The sequence below is a fragment of the Microbacterium sp. NPDC078814 genome, assembly GCF_040702645.1.
Lineage (GTDB): Bacteria > Actinomycetota > Actinomycetes > Actinomycetales > Microbacteriaceae > Microbacterium.
On sequence record NZ_JBFBLT010000002.1, the window covers coordinates 89,815 to 108,306 of the forward strand.

Here is an 18,492-nt window from a genome sequence, read left to right on the forward strand (position 1 = left end):
CGATGAAGGCCCCGTCCGAACGGACGGGGCCTTCATCGAAGGGGAGCGACGACTACTCGTCGTCCTCCGACTTCTTCTTCCGAGGCTTTTTGACGGGCTCGGTCGAGATCACCGTGCTGGGCGTGTTCGGCGTTTCGTCGACGTGCGTCTCGTCGACCGTGAGCGACGCGTCCGGGAACCCGGCACGCTCGTGAGCGCCCTGGATCTCGGCGGCCTCCGCCTCCTCGTTCCCCGCAGTGACGTGATGCTGGTGCGCATCCGCGGCGTCGATCTCGGCCTGCGTGAGCGGGGCGAGACGGTCCTCGAAGAACCAGCGGGACATCGCAGAACGGAGGTTCTCCGTCCACGGGATGCGGCCCTTGGCGTTCGGGCGGACGACCAGCGGCTCGTAGCCGTCGACGTCGATGAGCTTCCAGCGGTCGTAGACGTCGACCGGCTGGTGCACCTCGATGAACTCGCCGCCGGGGAGGCGGACGATGCGTCCGGACTCGAAGCCGTGCAGGACGATCTCGCGGTCCTTCTTCTGGAGCGCGATGCAGATGCGCTTCGTGACGAAGTAGCCGATGATCGGGCCCAGGAACAGCAGCGCCTGCAGCGTGTGGATGACGCCTTCCATGGTGAGCATGAAGTGCGTGGCGATGAGGTCGGACGAGGCCGCCGCCCACAGGACCGCGTAGAAGATGACGCCGGCGACGCCGATCGCGGTGCGGGTGGCCGCGTTGCGCGGACGCTGGGCGATGTGGTGCTCGCGCTTGTCGCCGGTGACCCACGCCTCGATGAACGGGTAGATCGCGACGATGACGATGAACAGACCGAGCACGGCCACCGGGGCCAGGATTCCGAACGACCAGGTGTGGTCGAGGAACACGATGTCCCAGTTCGACGGGGCCAGGCGGAGCGCGCCGTCCGCGAACCCGATGTACCAGTCCGGCTGCGTACCGGCCGAGACGGGGGAGGGGTCGTAGGGGCCGTAGTTCCAGATCGGGTTGATCTGGAAGAACGTCGCGATCAGCACGATGGTGCCGAAGACGATGAACAGGTAGCCGCCCATCTTGGACATGTAGACCGGCATCATCGGGTAGCCCACGACGTTGTCGTTCGTGCGGCCGGGGCCGGCGAACTGCGTGTGCTTGTTGATGATCATGAGCATCAGGTGCACCGCGATGAAGGCGATCACCAGCATCGGGAGCAGCAGGATGTGCAGGGTGTAGAGGCGTCCCACGATGTCGGTGCCCGGGAACTCGCCGCCGAAGAGGAGGAAGGAGGTCCAGGTGCCGATCAGGGGGAGACCCTTGATCATGCCGTCGATGATGCGCAGGCCGTTGCCCGAGAGCAGGTCGTCGGGGAGCGAGTAGCCGGTGAAGCCCTCGGCCATCGCGAGGATGAACAGCACGAAGCCGATCACCCAGTTCAGCTCGCGCGGCTTGCGGAACGCGCCTGTGAAGAACACGCGCAGCATGTGCACGCCGATGCCGGCGATGAAGACGAGCGCGGCCCAGTGGTGGATCTGGCGGACCAGGAGGCCACCGCGGAGGTCGAACGAGATGTGCAGCGTCGACTCGAGAGCCGAGGACATCGCGATACCGCGCATGGGGGCGTAGGCGCCGGTGTAGTGGGTCTCCACCATCGAGGCCTGGAAGAAGAACGTCAGGAAGGTTCCGGAGAGGAACACGACGACGAAGCTCCAGAGCGCGATCTCACCGAGCATGAACGACCAGTGGTCGGGGAAGATCTTGCGACCGAGCTCCTTGACGAAGCCGGAGAGGCTCGTGCGCTCATCGATGTAGTTCGACGCGGCGCCGACGAAGCGGCCGCCGAGAGGCGCCTTGGTGTCCTTCTCGTCCTTGGACAGCGTTGCGGTGCTCAATGGCGCTCCCAGAAGCTCGGGCCGACGGGTTCGGTGAAGTCGCTGCGTGCGATGAGGTAGCCCTCGTCGTCCACGGTGATGGGCAGCTGAGGCAGCGGCCGAGCGGCCGGGCCGAAGATGACCTTCGCGTGGTCCGTGACGTCGAACTGCGACTGGTGGCACGGGCACAGCAGGTGGTGGGTCTGCTGCTCGTACAGCGCGACGGGGCAGCCGACGTGCGTGCAGACCTTGGAGTACGCGACGATGCCGTCGTAGGACCAGTCCTTGCGGTCCTCGGCCTCGATGAGCTGCTCCGGGCGGAGGCGCATCATCAGCACGATGGCCTTGGCCTTCTCCTCGAGGTAGCCCTCATCGTGACCGAGCTCCGCGAGGTCCTCCGGGATCACGTGGAAAGCGGAGCCGAGCGTGACGTCGGCGGCACGGATGGGGGTGCCGTCGGGGTCGCGGACGAGGCGCATGCCCTCATCCCACATCGTGTGCTTCAGCAGCGCGACCGGGTCGCCTGCGGTGGGGTCGTCCGGCGTGGAGTGCGGGGCGAGGCCACGGAACAGCGTCACACCGGGGATGATCGACGCGACGATCGCCGCGAACAGCGAGTTGCGGATCATCGTGCGGCGACCGAAGCCGGACTCCTCGTTGGCGTCGGCGAAGGCCTTGATGGCCGCCTCACGCGTCGAGTCCTTGCCCCGGGTGGGGTGGCGGAGCTCGACGTGCTCCTTGTCGGACATGAGGGCCTTCGACCAGTGGATCGCGCCGATGCCCAGGGCCAGCAGCGCGAGCGCGATGCCGAGACCGATGAAGAGGTTGTTCTGACGGATGTCGATGAGAGCGCCGCTCTCGATCGGGAACAGCATGTAGGCGGCGACCGCCCAGATGCTGCCGGCGAGCGACAGGTAGAACAGCGTGTAGACGGTGCGGACGGCGGCCTTCTCGGCGCGCGGGTCCTTGTCGGTCATCCGCTCGCGGTGCGGCGGAAGCCCGGGGTTCTGCACGGGATCGCTGACTGCGACACCCAGCCCCGGAGAGGGCTGGTAGGCCCTGTCAAGAGCCTGCGAGTCGTCGTCGTGTGCCATGGTGCTCCTCGTACGTTCCTCTTCGATGAATAAGCGTCAGTTGGACTTCGCCGTGATCCACACGGTGATGGCGACCAGAGCGCCGATACCGAAGATCCACACGAACAGGCCTTCGGAGACCGGTCCGAGCGAGCCGAGGGAGAAGCCGCCGATCTGGACGGACTGCTGCTGGAAGAGCAGAGCCGAGATGATGTCGCGCTTGTCCTCGTCGGACAGGTTCATGTCGCCGAAGACCGGCATGTTCTGCGGGCCGGTGACCATGGCCGCGTAGATGTGCAGCGCGCTGGTCTCCGTGATGGCCGGAGCGTACTTGCCCTCGGTGAGAGCGCCACCGGCGGCGGCCACGTTGTGGCACATCGCGCAGTTGACGCGGAAGAGCTCGGCGCCGTGCGCCACGTCGCCTTCGCCGTCGATGATCTCGTCAGCGGGGTACGTCGGGCCGGGGGCCTCGGACTGCACGTAGGCCGCCATCGCGAGGATCTGCTCCTCGGTGAACTGCGGCTCCTTCTGCGGAGCCTGCGGTCCCTGCATCTGCAGCGGCATGCGGCCGGTCGACACCTGGAACTCCACCGCCAGCTCGCCGACGCCGTAGAGGCTCGGGCCGTTGGGGGTGCCCTCCAGGTCGAGGCCGTGGCAGGTGGCGCAGTTCGCCGTGAACAGTTTCTCGCCGTCCTCGACCGTCAGCTGCGTCGATGCCGTGGGGGCGTCGTTGGCGGCGAATGCCGCGGTCGCACCCGCGTACACCGCGCCGGTGATCATGAGGCCTGCTCCGATGAGCGCGGCCGCCGCCAGTGGGCTGCGACGACCGCTCGAACGGCGCTTCTTCTCTCGTGCCATCTCGGGGATCAGCTCCGCTCTTATTTCAGGAAGTAGATAACGAAGAACAGCACGATCCAGACGACGTCGACGAAGTGCCAGTAGTAGGACACCACGATCGAGGAGGTCGCCTCCTTGTGCCGGAAGTTCTTGACGGCGTACGCGCGGCCGATCACCAGGAGGAACGCGACGAGTCCGCCGGTGACGTGGAGGGCGTGGAAGCCGGTGGTGAGGTAGAACGCCGAGGCGTACGAGTCCGCCTGGATAGGCATGCCCTCTGCGACGAGCTGGGCGTACTCCCACACCTGGCCGGACACGAAGATCGCGCCGAGGGCGAAGGTGAGGAAGAACCACTCGACCATGCCCCAGCCGAACAGGCGACGGCGGCCGGCGCCGTTCTTCTGGCCCTTGCCGATCTTGTACGGCTGCAGGTCTTCGGCGGCGAACACGCCCATCTGGCAGGTGAACGAGGAGAGCACGAGGATCGCCGTGTTCACTGCCGCGAACGGCACGTTCAGGAGCTCGGTACGGTCGGCCCACAGCTCGGGGGAAGTGCTGCGGAGGGTGAAGTAGATCGCGAAGAGTCCCGCGAAGAACATCACCTCGCTGCCGAGCCACACAATGGTGCCGACAGCTACCGGGTTGGGCCGCTTGATGGTTCTCGCCGCCGGGGCATACGTCGCTGAGGTCGTCACCCCTCCATTATGGCCGATCCGCGGGCGTGATTCTTGCACCCGCGCCCCTCGATTCGCCCGTCGAGGACTTAGGGGACCCTAAGAAAACACTGCGAATACCCGGTGAATACGCGGGAAACGTCGCTCTTCCGCGGGCTGCGCGCTCGCCCGGATCGATCTGCACGTTTTCTCCGCGCCGATAGGATCGCACACATGGCTGATTCCCTGACCTGGTCCGATGTGCTCACCTCTCTCCTGGAGCGTCGCGACCTCAGCGTGTGGGAGTCGACGTGGGCCATGCGCCAGATCATGAACGGCGACGTCTCCGAGGCGCAGCTCGCCGGATTCCTCGTCGCTCTGCGGGCGAAGGGGGAGACGATCGATGAGATCGTCGGCTTCCGCGACGCGATCCTCGAGGCGGCCGTGCCTCTGCCGGTCTCCCCGAACGTGCTGGACATCGTGGGCACGGGCGGCGACCGCGTCGGGACGGTGAACGTGTCGACGACGGCCGCCGTCATCATCGGTGCCACGGGAATCCCCGTGGTCAAGCACGGCAATCGCGCCGCGAGCTCGGCCTCGGGCTCCTCCGACGTCCTCGGTGCACTCGGCCTCGAGCTCTCCCTCGACCCCGCGGCGGTCGCCTCGATCCTCGACCGGACGGGCATCACCTTCGCCTGGGCGGGGGCGTTCCACCCCGGGTTCAAGCACGCCGGTGCCGTGCGGTCGCAGCTCGGCGTTCCGACCGTGTTCAACATGCTCGGCCCGCTCTGCAACCCCGCGCGTGCCGAGGCGAACGCGGTCGGTGTCGCCCAGATGGAGCGCGTCCCGCTGATCACCGGCGTCTTCCGGACGCGGGGAGCGACGGCGCTGGTCTTCCGCGGCGACGACGGCCTCGACGAGCTCACGACCACCGGGCACAGCCGCATCTGGGAGGTCACCCGTGGAGACATCCACGAGCACGACCTCGATCCCCGTGATCTCGGCATCCCGCTCGCCGACCTCTCCGACCTCATCGGCGGCTCTCCCGCCCACAACGCCGAGATCCTCCGCCGGACGCTCGCGGGGGAGCAGGGGCCGGTACGGGACATCGTGCTCCTCAACGCCGCCGCCGGCATCGTCGCCTTCGAGCTGTCGCAGGACGCGACCCAGGTGCAGCGGCCGATCCTCGAGCGGCTCCGCGATGCGCTCGCCCGTGCGTCCGCCGCGGTGGACGACGGGCGCGCGCTGGCCAAGCTGGATCAGTGGATCGGCGTCAGTCGCGAGCTGGCCGCGCCGAAGGAGTGAGCATGGACCCGGTCGACGCGCTGCTCGAGATCGCTTCGCTGCTGGAGCGCGAGCGGGCGTCACGCTACCGGGCCAAGGCGTTCCGCCAGGCGGCGGCCACATTCCAGGATCTTCCGTCCGACGTGCAGGGCGACCCGACGCGTCTCCGCGCAGCCAAGGGCATCGGGGAGTCGACCTTCGCCGTCATCCGCCAGGCGCAGGCAGGAGAGGTGCCGGAGTACCTCGTGGAGCTCCGCGGTGACGTCGAACCGGAGAAGGTGTCGGTGCTCCGCGGGAAGCTGCGCGGAGACCTGCACGCCCACACCGAGTGGTCGGACGGGACGACGTCCATCGAGGTGATGGCCGCTGCCGCCCGCGCGCAGGGCCACGAGTACCAGGCCATCACCGACCACTCGCCGCGCCTCCGTGTCGCGCGAGGACTCTCGGCGGAGCGACTCCGCGAGCAGATCCCGCAGGTGCGGGCGCAGTCGGGCGACGGCTTCACACTGCTCGCCGGCATCGAGGTGGACATCCTGGAAGACGGAGCGCTCGATCAGGAGGACGCCCTCCTCGCGGACCTGGACATCGTCGTTGCCTCGGTGCATTCCAAGCTCCGCATGGACGGACGGGCGATGACCGCGCGGATGATCGCGGCCGTCTCGCATCCTCGGGTGAACGTCCTTGGACACTGCACCGGCCGGCTCGTCCAGGGCGACCGGGGCACGCGCCCGCCCTCGGCCTTCGATGCTGCCGCGGTGTTCGCGGCGTGCGCGGAGAACGGGGTGGCGGTCGAGATCAACTCGCGCCCCGAGCGTCAGGACCCGCCGGACGAGCTCATCGCGATCGCGCTCGAGGCCGGATGCCTCTTCTCGATCGACTCCGACGCGCACGCTCCCGGACAGCTCTCTCTGCTGGACCACGGCGCCGAACGTGCGGAGCGCGCCGGGGTGCCGGCGTCGCGCATCGTCACGACGTGGGGTCTGTCGCGCCTCCTCGCCTGGGCGGAGTGACGTCCGGCCGCGTCAGCCCTCGGTGATCTGGCTCGCGGCCGCGGTGACCGCGGTGACGGCCCGGGTCATCGAGCTTCCGAGGTTCCAGCGCTCGGCGAGGGCCGTGGCTTCCGCCGCTTCGTCCGGCGTGAGGGCTCGCAGCGCGACATCGGGAGCGGTGATCGGGAGCTCCGTGGCGACGGCGACGACCGTGGGGGCGACATCGAGATACGCCTGCGCGTCGAGGATCTTCGCGCGGATGCCGGCGCTCATGCCCTCGCCCGCTTCCGCGGCTTCCCGGATGCCGACGAGGTCGCCGTGCTTCTGCAGCAGGGTGGCGGCGGTCTTCTCGCCGATCCCGGCGACGCCCGGGAGTCCGTCCGACGCATCGCCGCGCATCGTCGCGAAGTCCGCGTACTGCGAGGGGAGCACCCCGTACTTGGTGACCACAGTGGCGTCCGTCACGACCTCGAGGTTGCTCATGCCGCGCGCCGTGTAGATCACACGCACGTCGCGCTCGTCGTCGACGAGCTGGAACAGGTCGCGGTCGCCGGTGACGATGTCGACGGGCATCGTCGCGTGCGTCGCGAGGGTGCCGATGACGTCATCCGCCTCGTGCTCGGCGACGCCGACGATCGGGATGCCGAGGACCGCGAGCGTCTCGCGGATCAGCGGGATCTGCGCCTCCAGCGGGTCGGGCACTTCCTCGACGTCGGGCGCACCCGCCACGACCTCCACAACGCGGTGCGTCTTGTAGCTGGGGATGAGGTCCACTCGCCACTGCGGGCGCCAGTCGTCGTCCCAGCACGCCACGACGTGGGTCGGCTGATAGGTGGTCACGAGCTTCGCGATCATGTCCAGCAGGCCGCGCGCCGCATTGATGGGGGAGCCGTCGGGGGCTGTCACCTTGTCGGGGACGCCGTAGAACGCGCGGAAGTAGAGGCTGGCGGTGTCGAGCAGCATGAGGCGTTCGGCGCGGGTCATGGATTCAGGGTAGAGCGTGCCCCGCGGGGTGCTCAGCAGCCCGCAGCCGCGGGTCGTTCTTCACACGTCCGTGCCACGAGCGCGGTGGTCGCCTCGTAGATGCGGATCTGCCTGGATGCGCCATCGACCGAAAGCTCGCCGGACACCGGGAACCAGCCCCCGCCGACGTCGACCTCCGCCGTATAGGCGACCGTCGTCCTCGTCGTGTAGGTGCCGCGTCGGGTGTAGACGTGGCTCGTGGGGGTCGCGGTGAAGGGCGCTTGGCCGAGCGTCGCCCACGTGCGGCCGCCGTCCGGCGCGGTGGCCGTCGTCCCGTCGCCGTGGTCGAAGACGACCCGCACGGGTGTGAAGCGCACCGTCACCGGCCGGTCGAGGAGTGTGCCGCTCACCGTGTGTGCCGCGACGGTCGCCACGAAGTTCGTCGCCATCCCCACGACGCCGGCGTTCCCGGGCTCCGCTGTCATCGTCACGGGGTCGGGCGCGAACTGTGCGAGGTCCTCGATCGTGAGCGGGTGCTCGGACTCCTCCGTCACCCGCACTCCGTACATGCCGCACGACCGGCGCAGCGCCGTGTCCGTCTTGCACGGTTCGCGTTTTGGTTCTGGGGCGGAGGGATTCACCGTCTCGGGCTGCAAGCCCTTGTCGAGCGGCCCGCGGGCTGACACGGTCACGTTCGACCCGTCAGTGCCCGCGAGGAAGTCGGAGAAGCCAGGTGAATCGGCGCCAGAACCCGATGGAACCAGTAGCACGAGCAATGCGATCAGTCTGAACACCGAACACTCTCGTTCTGGTTGGCGGAGTCGATAGTTAGAGTTCCTCCTGCCTTCCTCAACAGCACCAACTCGAGTGCGTAAATGTCGGGGCGGTCAGCGGTGACTGCCGATGAGCCATCCTGGTTCGTGATTTCGACATCGGAAACGTCGAGACACGCATAAGCCTGGACCTGCTCGTAGGGTTCCTCGCTGGCCACCCCTTCGAAGTGGATGATGGTGGTTTCGCCACTCACCGTCTGACCCTCAGCATGCATCCGCGAGAAGTTCTTGCGGTCGGCTGCCTCGACCGCGCCGCTGGAAAGCTCGAAGAGCGGCTCAAAGGTAGCTGGGTCGCGAGTGTCGACGTGGTTGAGCGCGTCGACATACTCGGCAAAGGTGGCCTCGGCGGCGGCGAAAGCCTCTTCCTCGGAGGCGAAGGGGGGGGAGGGGGTCGGCGTGGGCTCCGGAGTGGGGGCGCAGCCGGACAGGGCCGGGACGCCGAGGGCCAGCACGGCGAGCATGCGGAGAGCGGTGGGCGACATCACCGGGCCACCGTACGCGGAATGGACGGAGCGGCGCCGACGTTATCCACAGAGAAGCTCGCACGAATCCGCTCTTTCGCGGACGGCAACTTCTGATAGCCTGAACTGTCACTCGTGGCGTGTACATGCATGCCCAGGTGACGAACACACCACAATCCACCTGCTGCGAAGCACATCCCGGCCGTGCGCGGCCATGCTCCGCAGCCCGAGTATCCATTCACAAGGACAACCCACTACATGACTACCGCAACGACCGCCCCGGCCACCAAGCAGGTCGCCATCAACGACATCGGATCTGCTGAGGACTTCCTGGCCGCGGTCGAGAAGACCCTGAAGTTCTTCAACGACGGCGACATCATCGAGGGCACGATCGTCAAGATCGACCGCGATGAGGTCCTGCTCGATGTCGGCTACAAGACCGAGGGTGTCATCCCCTCGCGCGAGCTCTCGATCAAGCACGACGTCGACCCCAACGAGGTCGTCAAGGTCGGCGACGAGGTCGAGGCCCTCGTTCTCCAGAAGGAGGACAAGGAAGGCCGCCTGATCCTCTCCAAGAAGCGTGCACAGTACGAGCGCGCCTGGGGAGACGTCGAGAAGATCAAGGAGAACGACGGCGTCGTCACCGGTACGGTCATCGAGGTCGTCAAGGGTGGACTCATCGTCGACATCGGCCTCCGTGGCTTCCTCCCGGCCTCGCTCATCGAGCTCCGTCGCGTCCGCGACCTCACGCCGTACCTCGGCCAGGAGATCGAGGCGAAGATCCTCGAGCTCGACAAGAACCGCAACAACGTCGTCCTGAGCCGCCGCGCGCTGCTCGAGCAGACGCAGTCGGAGTCGCGCACCACGTTCCTGAACAACCTGCACAAGGGTCAGGTCCGCAAGGGTGTCGTCTCCTCGATCGTCAACTTCGGTGCGTTCGTGGACCTGGGTGGCGTGGACGGCCTCGTGCACGTCTCCGAGTTGTCCTGGAAGCACATCGAGCACGCCTCCGAGGTCGTCGAGGTGGGCCAGGAGGTCACCGTCGAGATCCTCGAGGTCGACCTCGACCGCGAGCGCGTCTCCCTGTCGCTGAAGGCGACGCAGGAGGACCCGTGGCAGGTCTTCGCCCGCACCCACGCGATCGGTCAGGTCACGCCGGGTAAGGTCACCAAGCTCGTTCCGTTCGGTGCGTTCGTCCGCGTCGCCGACGGCATCGAGGGCCTCGTGCACATCTCCGAGCTCTCCAGCAAGCACGTCGAGCTGGCCGAGCAGGTCGTGTCGGTGGGCGAAGAGGTCTTCGTCAAGGTCATCGACATCGACCTCGAGCGTCGTCGCATCTCGCTGTCGCTGAAGCAGGCCAACGAGTCGGTCGACCCCAACGGCACCGAGTTCGACCCGGCTCTGTACGGCATGCTCGCCGAGTACGACGAGAACGGCGAGTACAAGTACCCGGAGGGCTTCGACGCCGAGACCGGTCAGTGGAAGGAAGGCTTCGACGCCCAGCGCGAGGCATGGGAGCAGGAGTACGCTGCGGCCCAGGCTCGCTGGGAGGCGCACAAGGCTCAGGTTGCGAAGGCGGCCGAGGCCGAGGCTGCGGCCGGCGACGACTTCGGCGGCCAGTCCTTCTCGAGCGAGTCGGCCGGCGCCGGCACGCTCGCCGATGACGAGGCTCTCGCGGCTCTGCGCGAGAAGCTCTCGGGCGGCAACTCCTAAGCACCACTCCGAAAAGGGTCGTCACCCCGCCTCACGGCGGGTGTGGCGGCCCTTTTCGCATGCCCGGAATCCGGCGGAGCAGCTGCGTGACGCAACGTTACGACCGCATTCGTAACATTGCGGAGCCTCCGACAGCATGGGGACATGACCGCCCTCCTGCCCGCTGCGTCGCGCACCGCTGAGGCCTCGACGACGTCGGGCTCCGCACAACCCGTGCGCTTGGACGGCATCGCGCGGTCGTTCCCGCTCGCTCAGGGGCGACGCGAGGTGCTCCGCGGCATCGACCTGGATATCACCGCAGGGGAGATCGTCGCCGTCGTGGGTCCGTCCGGGTGCGGGAAGTCGACGCTGCTGCGCCTCATCGGCGGACTGGACATCCCTACGCGCGGGACGATCCGTCTGGACGGCTCCGGTGTCGCCGACGTCGACGAGCGCACGGCGATCGCGTTCCAGGAGCCGCGGCTGCTCCCGTGGCGTACGCTCGCGCAGAACGTCGAGCTCGGTCTTCCCCGGGGCGTCTCCCGCCGTTCCGGACGCGCCCGGGTCGGCGAACTCCTGCAGCTCGTGGGACTCGAACACGCCGCCAACCAGCGCCCCCGTGAAGTGTCCGGAGGCATGGCGCAACGGGCTTCCCTCGCCCGGGCTCTCGCCAGGAACCCCGGAGTCCTGCTGCTCGACGAGCCGTTCGGCGCGCTCGACGCCCTCACGCGCCTCCGCATGCACGACCTGCTCCTGAAGATCCAGGCGGCCGAGCCCACCACGGTGCTGCTCGTGACCCACGACGTGGAGGAGGCGCTCTATCTCGCTGATCGCGTGCTGCTGCTGCGCACCGTCGGCGACGCGGACGACCCCGCGTCGTCCGTCGCGCGGACGATCCGCGTACCCGGCATCCGCCCCCGAGACCGCGCCGACCGCGGCCTCGCCGACCTGCGCGCCGAGCTCCTCGAAGGGCTCGGCGTCGACACGCACCACCACACCCCCGAGGAGACCCGATGAGCACCATCACCCGCCGCATCATCCCTGCGATCGCCGTCGCCGGGACGATGATGCTCGTCGCCACCGGCTGCGTCGCCGGGGAGAACGCGTCCGCCGAGGCCGAGTCCACCCCGGCCGGGAACGGCGAGTGGTCGGCGGACACGCTGTCCATCGACTTCGCGACCTACAACCCGCTCAGCCTCGTGATCCGCGACCAGGGCATCCTGGAGGACATCCTCGGCGACGACGTGACCGTCGAATGGGTGCAATCCGCCGGGTCGAACAAGGCCAACGAGCTCCTCCGCTCGGGTTCGGTCGACGTGGGATCGACGGCGGGCTCGGCCGCGCTGCTCGCCCGCGCGAACGGTTCGCCCATCCAGGTGATCGACGTCTTCTCCCAGCCCGAGTGGTCGGCCATCGTCGTCGGGCCCGACAGTGACATCGCCTCGGTGGAGGATCTCAAGGGCGCCTCCGTCGCGGCCACCAAGGGCACGGACCCCTACTTCTTCCTCCTCCAGGCGCTGGAGGAGGGCGGGCTGTCGCTGGCTGACGTCGAGGTGCAGAACCTCCAGCACGCCGACGGCCGCGCGGCGCTCGACGGCGGTTCCGTCGACGCATGGGCGGGTCTCGACCCCATCATGGCCGCCGCGGAGCAGGAGTCGGGCGACAAGCTCATCTATCGCAACGTCGACTTCAACACGTACGGCTTCCTCAACGCGACCGAGGACTTCATCGACAACCACCCCGACCTCGCTCAGGCCGTCGTCGACGCCTACGAGGAGGCGCGTGCGTGGGCGCTGGAGAATCCGGAGGAGACCGCCGCCCTGCTGGCAGAGGTCGCCGGTATCGACCTCGAGGTCGCGACCACGGTCATCCACGAGCGGTCGAACCTCGACGTGGACGGCGTCCCCGGCGATGACCAGCTCGCGGTGCTCGAGAAGATCGCTCCGGTGCTCGTCGAGTCCGGCGACGTCCAGGGCGGGCAGGAATCCGTCGACAAGGCGCTGTCCAGCATCATCAACGACACCTTCGCGACGAAGGCGGGCGCAGGCGAGTGACCGGTCTCGAGGATCGGGTGGTCGTCCCGGCGGAATCGCGGGACGCGCTCGAGTTCGCGAAGGGTGCTCCTCGGCGGGGGACAGGAGGAGCACGGCGTGGTCTGCCGCCCGTCGTGCGGATCGTCGCGGGTCTCCTGCTCCCGGCCGCGATCCTCATCGCCTGGCAGGTGGTCACGACGGCCGGTCTCATCGAGCCGTACCGCCTCCCGGCGCCGGCGTCGGTCTTCCAGGCCGGGGTGGAACTCGCCGAGTCCGGACAGCTCTGGACCCACATCGCCATCTCCGTCCAGCGGGTGCTGCTCGGGTTCGCGTTCGGCTCGGTCGTCGGCCTCGCCGCAGCCGGCATCGTCGGGCTCTCACGCTGGGGTGACGTGCTGCTCAGCCCGAGCCTCGCCGCGGTTCGCGCGGTGCCGTCGCTCGCCTGGGTGCCGCTGCTGATCCTGTGGATGCAGATCGGCGAGGAGTCCAAGGTGACCCTCATCGCGATCGGTGCGTTCTTCCCGGTCTACACGACCGTCGCCTCCGCGCTCCGGCACGTGGACCCGCAGCTCGTCGAGGCGGGACGCTCCTTCAGCCTGCACGGCTGGTCGCTGTTCCGGACGGTGCAGCTCCCGGCCGTCGTGCCGTCCGTCGTCGCGGGCCTGCGCCTCGCCCTCGCCCAGGCGTGGCTGTTCCTGGTCGCCGCCGAGCTGATCGCCTCGTCCATGGGGCTCGGTTTCCTCTTGACCGACTCCCAGAGCACGGGGCGCGTCGACCGCATCCTGCTCTCCATCGTGCTGCTCGCGCTGCTCGGCACCATCACCAACGGCGTGCTCGCGCTGCTGGAGAAGTACCTGCTGCGGCGATGGACGTGACGACGACCGAGGCTCGGCTGCAGGAGGTACGGGTCTATCCTCCGTCGCCCGCGTTCCTCGACGCCAACGTGACCGCGGACGCCTACGAGCGCGCGGCCGCTGATCCTCTGGCCTTCTGGGAGGACGCGGCGCGCCGACTGGACTGGGCCGAGCCGTGGACGGCCGTGCACGAGTGGGAGCCGCCCGTCGACGGTGCCGTCCCCGCGGCGCGGTGGTTCCTCGGCGGACGGCTGAACGTCGCGGTGAACTGCGTGGACCGTCATGTCGACGCCGGACGCGGAGACAAGGTCGCGCTGCATTTCGAAGGGGAGCCCGGCGACCGGATCTCGGTGACCTACGCCGACCTGCAGCGTCGTGTGGCTCAGGCGGCGCACGCGCTGGAAGACCTCGGGATCCGACCGGGGGACCGCGTGGTGATCTACCTCCCTGTGCTCGTGGAGACCGTGGTCATCACGCTCGCGTGCGCGCGGATCGGAGCCGTCCACTCGCTCGTGTTCGGAGGGTTCTCCGCGGAGGCCGTGCGGTTCCGGCTCGAGGACACCGGGGCGAAGCTGCTCGTCACCAGCGACGGCCAGTTCCGGCGGGGGACGGCGACCGAGGTCAAGTCCGCCGCCGATGCCGCCGCTGCGGGACTGCCGGACCTCGAACACGTCCTCGTGCTCCGTCGCACCGGACAGAGCGTCCCGTGGACCGAAGGCCGGGACGTGTGGTGGCACGATGTCGTCGACACGGCTCCCACCGCGCATCGGGCGGAGGCCTTCGACGCCGAGCACCCGCTCTTCATCATCTACACCTCCGGCACGACCGGGAAGCCCAAGGGCCTCGTGCACACCTCCGGTGGCTACCTGACCCACGCGAGCTGGGCGCACTGGGCGCACTTCGACGCCAAACCCGACGACGTCCATTGGTGCACGGCCGACCTCGCCTGGGTCACGGCCCACACCTACGAGATCTACGGGCCGCTGTCGAACGGGCTCACCCAGGTCATCTACGAGGGCACGCCGGACACTCCGCGCCGCGAGCGGCACCTGGAGATCATCGAGCGCTACGGCGTCACGGTCTACTACACGGCCCCGACGCTCATCCGGACGTTCATGACCTGGTTCGGCGACGAGCTGCCGAGCGGCCACGACCTGTCGACCCTGCGACTGCTCGGCACGGTGGGGGAGGCGATCAATCCGGAGGCCTGGGTGTGGTTCCGCCGGAACTTCGGGCGGGAGGAGCTCCCCGTCATCGACACGTGGTGGCAGTCGGAGACCGGCGCCGCGATGATCGCCCCCCTGCCCGGCATCATGCCGCTGAAGCCCGGCTCTGCGTCGGTCCCGCTTCCGGGCATCGACGTCGCGGTGGTCGACGAGAACGGGGACGAGGTGGCGCCGGGCCGATCCGGGACGCTGGTCGTCCGGCGCCCGTGGCCGGGGATGGCGCGGACCGTCTGGGGGAACCCGGAGCGCTACCGCGACGCATACTGGTCCGCGTACGCCGGCGTGGGCGCGCACGGCGGCTACTACGTCGCCGGAGACGGGGCGACCCGGGACGCCGACGGGTTCATCTGGATCCTGGGCCGGCTCGACGACGTCGTGAACGTGTCCGGTCATCGCCTCTCGACGATCGAGATCGAGTCGGCGCTCGTGGCGCACGAGACGGTCGGCGAAGCCGGGTCCGCCGGCGTGGCGGATCCGGTCACCGGGCAGGCGGTCGTGGCGTTCGTCACCCCGTCCGGCCGGGCGGAGATCGACGCGCACGCGCTGCGCGCTGAGGTCGCCCGCGCGATCGGTCCGGTCGCGAAGCCGAAGCACATCGTCGTCGTGCCGGACCTGCCCAAGACACGCTCGGGGAAGATCATGCGCCGCCTGCTCGCGCAGCTCTGGGATGCCGAACAGGATCGGCGCGCGGGACGCACTCCGCAGGCCCTCGGCGACACGACGTCACTGCAGAACCCCTGGGCCGTCGACGACATCGCCGGCGCTCTCGCCGCAGAATCGAGGACATCATGACCGAGGACCACCGCTTCGGGTTCCGCACCCGCGCTCTGCACGCCGGCGGCACACCGGACGCCGCCACCGGAGCGCGGGCGGTGCCGATCTACCAGACGACGTCGTTCGTCTTCGACGATGCGGCCGACGCCGGGAATCTCTTCGCGCTGCAGAAGTACGGCAACATCTACTCGCGCATCGGCAACCCCACCGTCGCCGCCCTGGAGGAGCGGCTGGCCTCGCTGGAAGGCGGTATCGGGGCGGTGGCGACCGCCTCCGGGATGAGCGCCGAGTTCATCACGTTCGCTGCCCTCGTGGGCGCGGGCGATCATGTCGTCGCCGCCGCGCAGCTCTACGGCGGCACGGTGACGCAGCTCGACGTCACCCTGCGACGGTTCGGCGTGGCGACGACGTTCGTCAGCTCCTCCGACCCGGCCGACTTCGCCGCGGCCATCCGTCCGGAGACCAAGGTCGTCTACGTCGAGATGATCGGGAACCCGTCGGGCGAGATCGCCGACATCGCGGGTCTCGCCGCCGTCGCGCATGAGGCGGGGGTGCCGCTCGTCGTCGACGCCACGCTGGCCACCCCGTACCTCGCGCGCCCGCTGGAACACGGGGCGGACATCGTCATCCACTCGGTCACGAAGTTCCTCGGCGGTCACGGCACGACCCTCGGCGGCGTGGTCATCGAGAAGGGCACCTTCGACTGGGGGAACGGCAAGTTCCCGCAGATGACCGAACCGGTGGCCTCCTACGGCGGGATCTCCTGGTGGGGGAACTTCGGCGAGTACGGATTCTTGACCAAGCTGCGCTCCGAGCAGCTGCGCGACATCGGGCCGGCGCTGAGCCCGCAGTCGGCCTTCGCGCTCCTGCAGGGCGTCGAGACGCTGCCGCAGCGCATCGACGCCCACATCGCCAACGCCCGGGTCGTCGCCGAGTGGCTGGCCGCCGACCCCCGCGTGTCCTACGTCACCTGGGCGGGGCTGGAAGGTCATCCGCATCACGAGCGTGCCGCGCGGTACCTGCCGCTGGGACCGGGATCCGTGTTCGCGTTCGGGGTCGCCGCCGAGGACGGCCGCGCCGCGGGGGAGGCGTTCATCGAGAACCTGCAGCTCGCGTCCCACCTCGCCAACATCGGCGACGCCCGCACCCTGGTGATCCACCCGGCCTCCACCACGCACCGCCAGCTCACCGAGGAGCAGCTCGTCGCCGCGGGCGTGCGTCCCGACCTGATCCGCATCTCTGTCGGCCTGGAAGACGCCGAGGACATCATCTGGGACCTCGACCAGGCCCTCACCCTCGCGACGGGAGCCCACCGATGAGCACGACCTCCGCCGGCGACGCCTGCGCCATCCCGTCGACCACGGATGCCGCCAGCTGCGCGCTCCCCGCTGCCGTGGAGCCGGGCCGCACCTGGACCGGGCCCTCGCAGCCGCAGCGGTTCGGACTGCTGCGGCGGGCGCGATCGATCGCCATCGTCGGTGCCTCCGGGAATCCGTCACGGGCCTCGTACTTCGTCGCGACCTACCTGCTGTCCAGCACGGCCTACGACGTCTATCTCGTGAACCCGAGGGAGACCGAGATCCTCGGCCAGCCGGTCTACCCGTCGTTGAGCGCCCTGCCCGTGCAGCCCGACATCGTGGACGTGTTCCGTCGTCACGACGACCTCCCGGGGGTCGCGCAGGAAGCGATCGACAGCGGAGCGAAGACCCTGTGGCTCCAGCTCGGCTCCTGGAACGAGGATGCCGCCGCGATCGCGGAGGCGGCCGGGCTCTCGGTGGTCATGGACCGCTGCATCAAGATCGAGCACGCCCGCTTCCACGGCGGCCTGCATCTCGCCGGCTTCGACACCGGGGTGATCAGCTCCCGACGGCAGCTGCTCGCGCGCTGAGGGGTGCCGCGCCCCGCCCAGGAGGCTCAGGTGCAGATCGTGTTCGCCGTGGTGCGCTGCAGCGTCACGGCAACCTGAAGGTCGGTGAGGTGCCAGTCGAGGCTGCGGCCGGTGAGCCGGGGCAACGAGGAGCACGTCCACGCGGGGTCCGGCGTGACGTGGCTGCCCGGGAGCACCCCCGCAGCGGTCCACGAGGTCCACGTCCGGGGAAGGCCCGTCGCCTTCTTCAGATCCACGTCGACGTCGACGTGGTGCGACCCGCCCGGGGCGTTCGTGCTGATGTAGAAGTGGCCGGAGGTGTCGCTGATCTCCTCGTAGCGGATCGCCGTGATCGCGCAGCTGGTGGGAGCGGCCGACGGGCTGCTGTAGGCCTTGCACGTGTTCCCCGCGAACGGCGACAACCATGCCGAGGCGGACGTCACCGTCGCCGTGACCACGGTCCGATCCGTCCACGCCGCGGTGGTGGTCGAGACGCTTCCCTGGGCGACGGCCAGGAAGACGAACGCCATCGCGACCGCGAAGCCGGCCATCGGGGAGACCCGTCGTGCCGGCATCACGTGGTCAGCGGCTTCCGCGCCGGTCGCTCCCCGGGGCTCATCATGCTCAGGCCGAGCAGCCCCAGGAGTCCGAGGAGCAGCGGGACGGCGACGGCGGGCGTGGTCATCCGCATGATGGTGGTCCCCCAACCGGGAAGCTGCACCGCCGGCTTCCAGACATCGCCGGTCACCGGATAGTCGAGAGCGTCGGAGAACTCGTTGTTGTCGCCCTTCATGGTGATCGTGCGCGCGCCGTCGGCGGCTTCGATGGCGGTGATGCGATGGGTCACCAGGGAGTCGGTCAGCGCGCTCCGAAGGCTGACGACGTCACCCACCTCCAGAGAGTCGGCGGGGACCTTCGTGGCGATGAGGAGATCGCCTGTCATGATCCCGGGCTCCATCGAGCCCGAGATCACGACGAGCGGCTGGATGAGCCCGATCGCCGTGGCGCCCCAGACGACGCCGCAGCCCACGCCCGTGGCAGCCAGCGCCCAGAGCACGGGCAGGGCGAGCCGGCGGAGGATCTGCACCACGGTTCGTCTCTTCGTTC

General features: G+C 68.9%; 18 protein-coding genes. 9 read left to right on the forward strand and 9 right to left on the reverse strand.

Going from position 1 to position 18,492, the window contains the following annotated elements:
- Positions 1-52: 52 nt before the first annotated feature.
- The 4 genes from AB0300_RS03650 to AB0300_RS03665 are packed head-to-tail and all read right to left on the reverse strand — an operon-like array spanning position 53 to position 4,355.
- Positions 53-1,867: a cytochrome bc complex cytochrome b subunit gene (locus AB0300_RS03650; RefSeq protein WP_366215487.1), complete on the reverse strand. Its 1,815-nt coding sequence runs from the start codon at positions 1,865-1,867 to the stop codon at positions 53-55.
- Positions 1,864-2,940, reverse strand: a complete 1,077-nt coding sequence (locus AB0300_RS03655) for a Rieske (2Fe-2S) protein (protein WP_025105059.1) — start codon at positions 2,938-2,940, stop codon at positions 1,864-1,866. Before AB0300_RS03655 ends, AB0300_RS03650 begins: the two co-directional genes overlap by 4 nt.
- Positions 2,941-2,976: 36 nt before the next feature.
- Positions 2,977-3,777 carry a cytochrome c gene (locus AB0300_RS03660; RefSeq protein WP_025105058.1) on the reverse strand — a complete coding sequence of 267 codons (801 nt, stop codon included), beginning with the start codon at positions 3,775-3,777 and terminating at the stop codon, positions 2,977-2,979.
- A gap of 20 nt (positions 3,778-3,797) precedes the next feature.
- Positions 3,798-4,355 carry a heme-copper oxidase subunit III gene (locus AB0300_RS03665; protein ID WP_231729617.1) on the reverse strand — a complete coding sequence of 186 codons (558 nt, stop codon included), beginning with the start codon at positions 4,353-4,355 and terminating at the stop codon, positions 3,798-3,800.
- Positions 4,356-4,643: 288 nt separating this feature from the next.
- Here AB0300_RS03665 and trpD point away from each other — a divergent pair, with 288 nt between their 5' ends.
- Together trpD and AB0300_RS03675 are read left to right on the forward strand one after the other, a co-directional pair.
- Entirely contained in the window at positions 4,644-5,714 is a 1,071-nt protein-coding gene (gene trpD / locus AB0300_RS03670) for an anthranilate phosphoribosyltransferase (protein ID WP_062766848.1), read from the forward strand.
- Positions 5,715-5,716: 2 nt separating this feature from the next.
- Positions 5,717-6,703, forward strand: a complete 987-nt coding sequence (locus AB0300_RS03675; RefSeq protein ID WP_025105055.1) for a PHP domain-containing protein — start codon at positions 5,717-5,719, stop codon at positions 6,701-6,703.
- A 12-nt stretch (positions 6,704-6,715) separates the two neighbouring features.
- Here AB0300_RS03675 and AB0300_RS03680 read toward each other — a convergent pair whose 3' ends face one another.
- The 3 genes from AB0300_RS03680 to AB0300_RS03690 all read right to left on the reverse strand — a co-directional run bounded on the left by AB0300_RS03680 (position 6,716) and on the right by AB0300_RS03690 (position 8,939).
- The gene (locus AB0300_RS03680; RefSeq protein WP_062766845.1) at positions 6,716-7,666 is read right to left on the reverse strand and encodes a 5'-3' exonuclease; all 951 of its coding nucleotides are present in this window, start codon (positions 7,664-7,666) and stop codon (positions 6,716-6,718) included.
- A gap of 32 nt (positions 7,667-7,698) precedes the next feature.
- A complete protein-coding gene (locus AB0300_RS03685) occupies positions 7,699-8,199 on the reverse strand; it encodes a hypothetical protein (protein ID WP_366215488.1) in 501 nt (166 codons plus the stop codon).
- A 227-nt stretch (positions 8,200-8,426) separates the two neighbouring features.
- Positions 8,427-8,939 (reverse strand): hypothetical protein, encoded by a 513-nt coding sequence (locus AB0300_RS03690; RefSeq protein ID WP_366215489.1) that lies wholly within the window; start codon positions 8,937-8,939, stop codon positions 8,427-8,429.
- A gap of 258 nt (positions 8,940-9,197) precedes the next feature.
- Here AB0300_RS03690 and rpsA point away from each other — a divergent pair, with 258 nt between their 5' ends.
- From rpsA to AB0300_RS03725, 7 genes are all read left to right on the forward strand, one after another.
- Entirely contained in the window at positions 9,198-10,652 is a 1,455-nt protein-coding gene (gene rpsA, locus AB0300_RS03695; protein WP_025105051.1) for a 30S ribosomal protein S1, read from the forward strand.
- A gap of 144 nt (positions 10,653-10,796) precedes the next feature.
- Positions 10,797-11,648 carry an ABC transporter ATP-binding protein gene (locus AB0300_RS03700; protein ID WP_366215490.1) on the forward strand — a complete coding sequence of 284 codons (852 nt, stop codon included), beginning with the start codon at positions 10,797-10,799 and terminating at the stop codon, positions 11,646-11,648.
- Positions 11,645-12,685: an aliphatic sulfonate ABC transporter substrate-binding protein gene (locus AB0300_RS03705; RefSeq protein WP_366215491.1), complete on the forward strand. Its 1,041-nt coding sequence runs from the start codon at positions 11,645-11,647 to the stop codon at positions 12,683-12,685. The genes AB0300_RS03700 and AB0300_RS03705 overlap by 4 nt, the downstream gene beginning before the upstream one ends.
- Positions 12,682-13,539, forward strand: a complete 858-nt coding sequence (locus AB0300_RS03710) for an ABC transporter permease (protein ID WP_366215492.1) — start codon at positions 12,682-12,684, stop codon at positions 13,537-13,539. The genes AB0300_RS03705 and AB0300_RS03710 overlap by 4 nt, the downstream gene beginning before the upstream one ends.
- Entirely contained in the window at positions 13,530-15,536 is a 2,007-nt protein-coding gene (gene acs / locus AB0300_RS03715; protein ID WP_366215493.1) for an acetate--CoA ligase, read from the forward strand. Before AB0300_RS03710 ends, acs begins: the two co-directional genes overlap by 10 nt.
- On the forward strand, positions 15,533-16,837 hold the full coding sequence (locus AB0300_RS03720; protein WP_366215494.1) for an O-acetylhomoserine aminocarboxypropyltransferase/cysteine synthase family protein: 1,305 nt from the start codon (positions 15,533-15,535) through the stop codon (positions 16,835-16,837). The genes acs and AB0300_RS03720 overlap by 4 nt, the downstream gene beginning before the upstream one ends.
- Positions 16,834-17,406 carry a CoA-binding protein gene (locus AB0300_RS03725; RefSeq protein WP_085607851.1) on the forward strand — a complete coding sequence of 191 codons (573 nt, stop codon included), beginning with the start codon at positions 16,834-16,836 and terminating at the stop codon, positions 17,404-17,406. Before AB0300_RS03720 ends, AB0300_RS03725 begins: the two co-directional genes overlap by 4 nt.
- Positions 17,407-17,432: 26 nt before the next feature.
- On the opposite strand, the gene AB0300_RS03730 is transcribed toward AB0300_RS03725, so the two are convergent.
- Positions 17,433-17,963, reverse strand: coding sequence for a hypothetical protein (locus AB0300_RS03730; protein ID WP_139833351.1), 531 nt, complete (start codon positions 17,961-17,963; stop codon positions 17,433-17,435).
- Positions 17,960-18,475 carry a signal peptidase I gene (locus AB0300_RS03735; protein ID WP_253247466.1) on the reverse strand — a complete coding sequence of 172 codons (516 nt, stop codon included), beginning with the start codon at positions 18,473-18,475 and terminating at the stop codon, positions 17,960-17,962. The genes AB0300_RS03730 and AB0300_RS03735 overlap by 4 nt, the downstream gene beginning before the upstream one ends.
- Positions 18,476-18,492 lie beyond the last annotated feature (17 nt).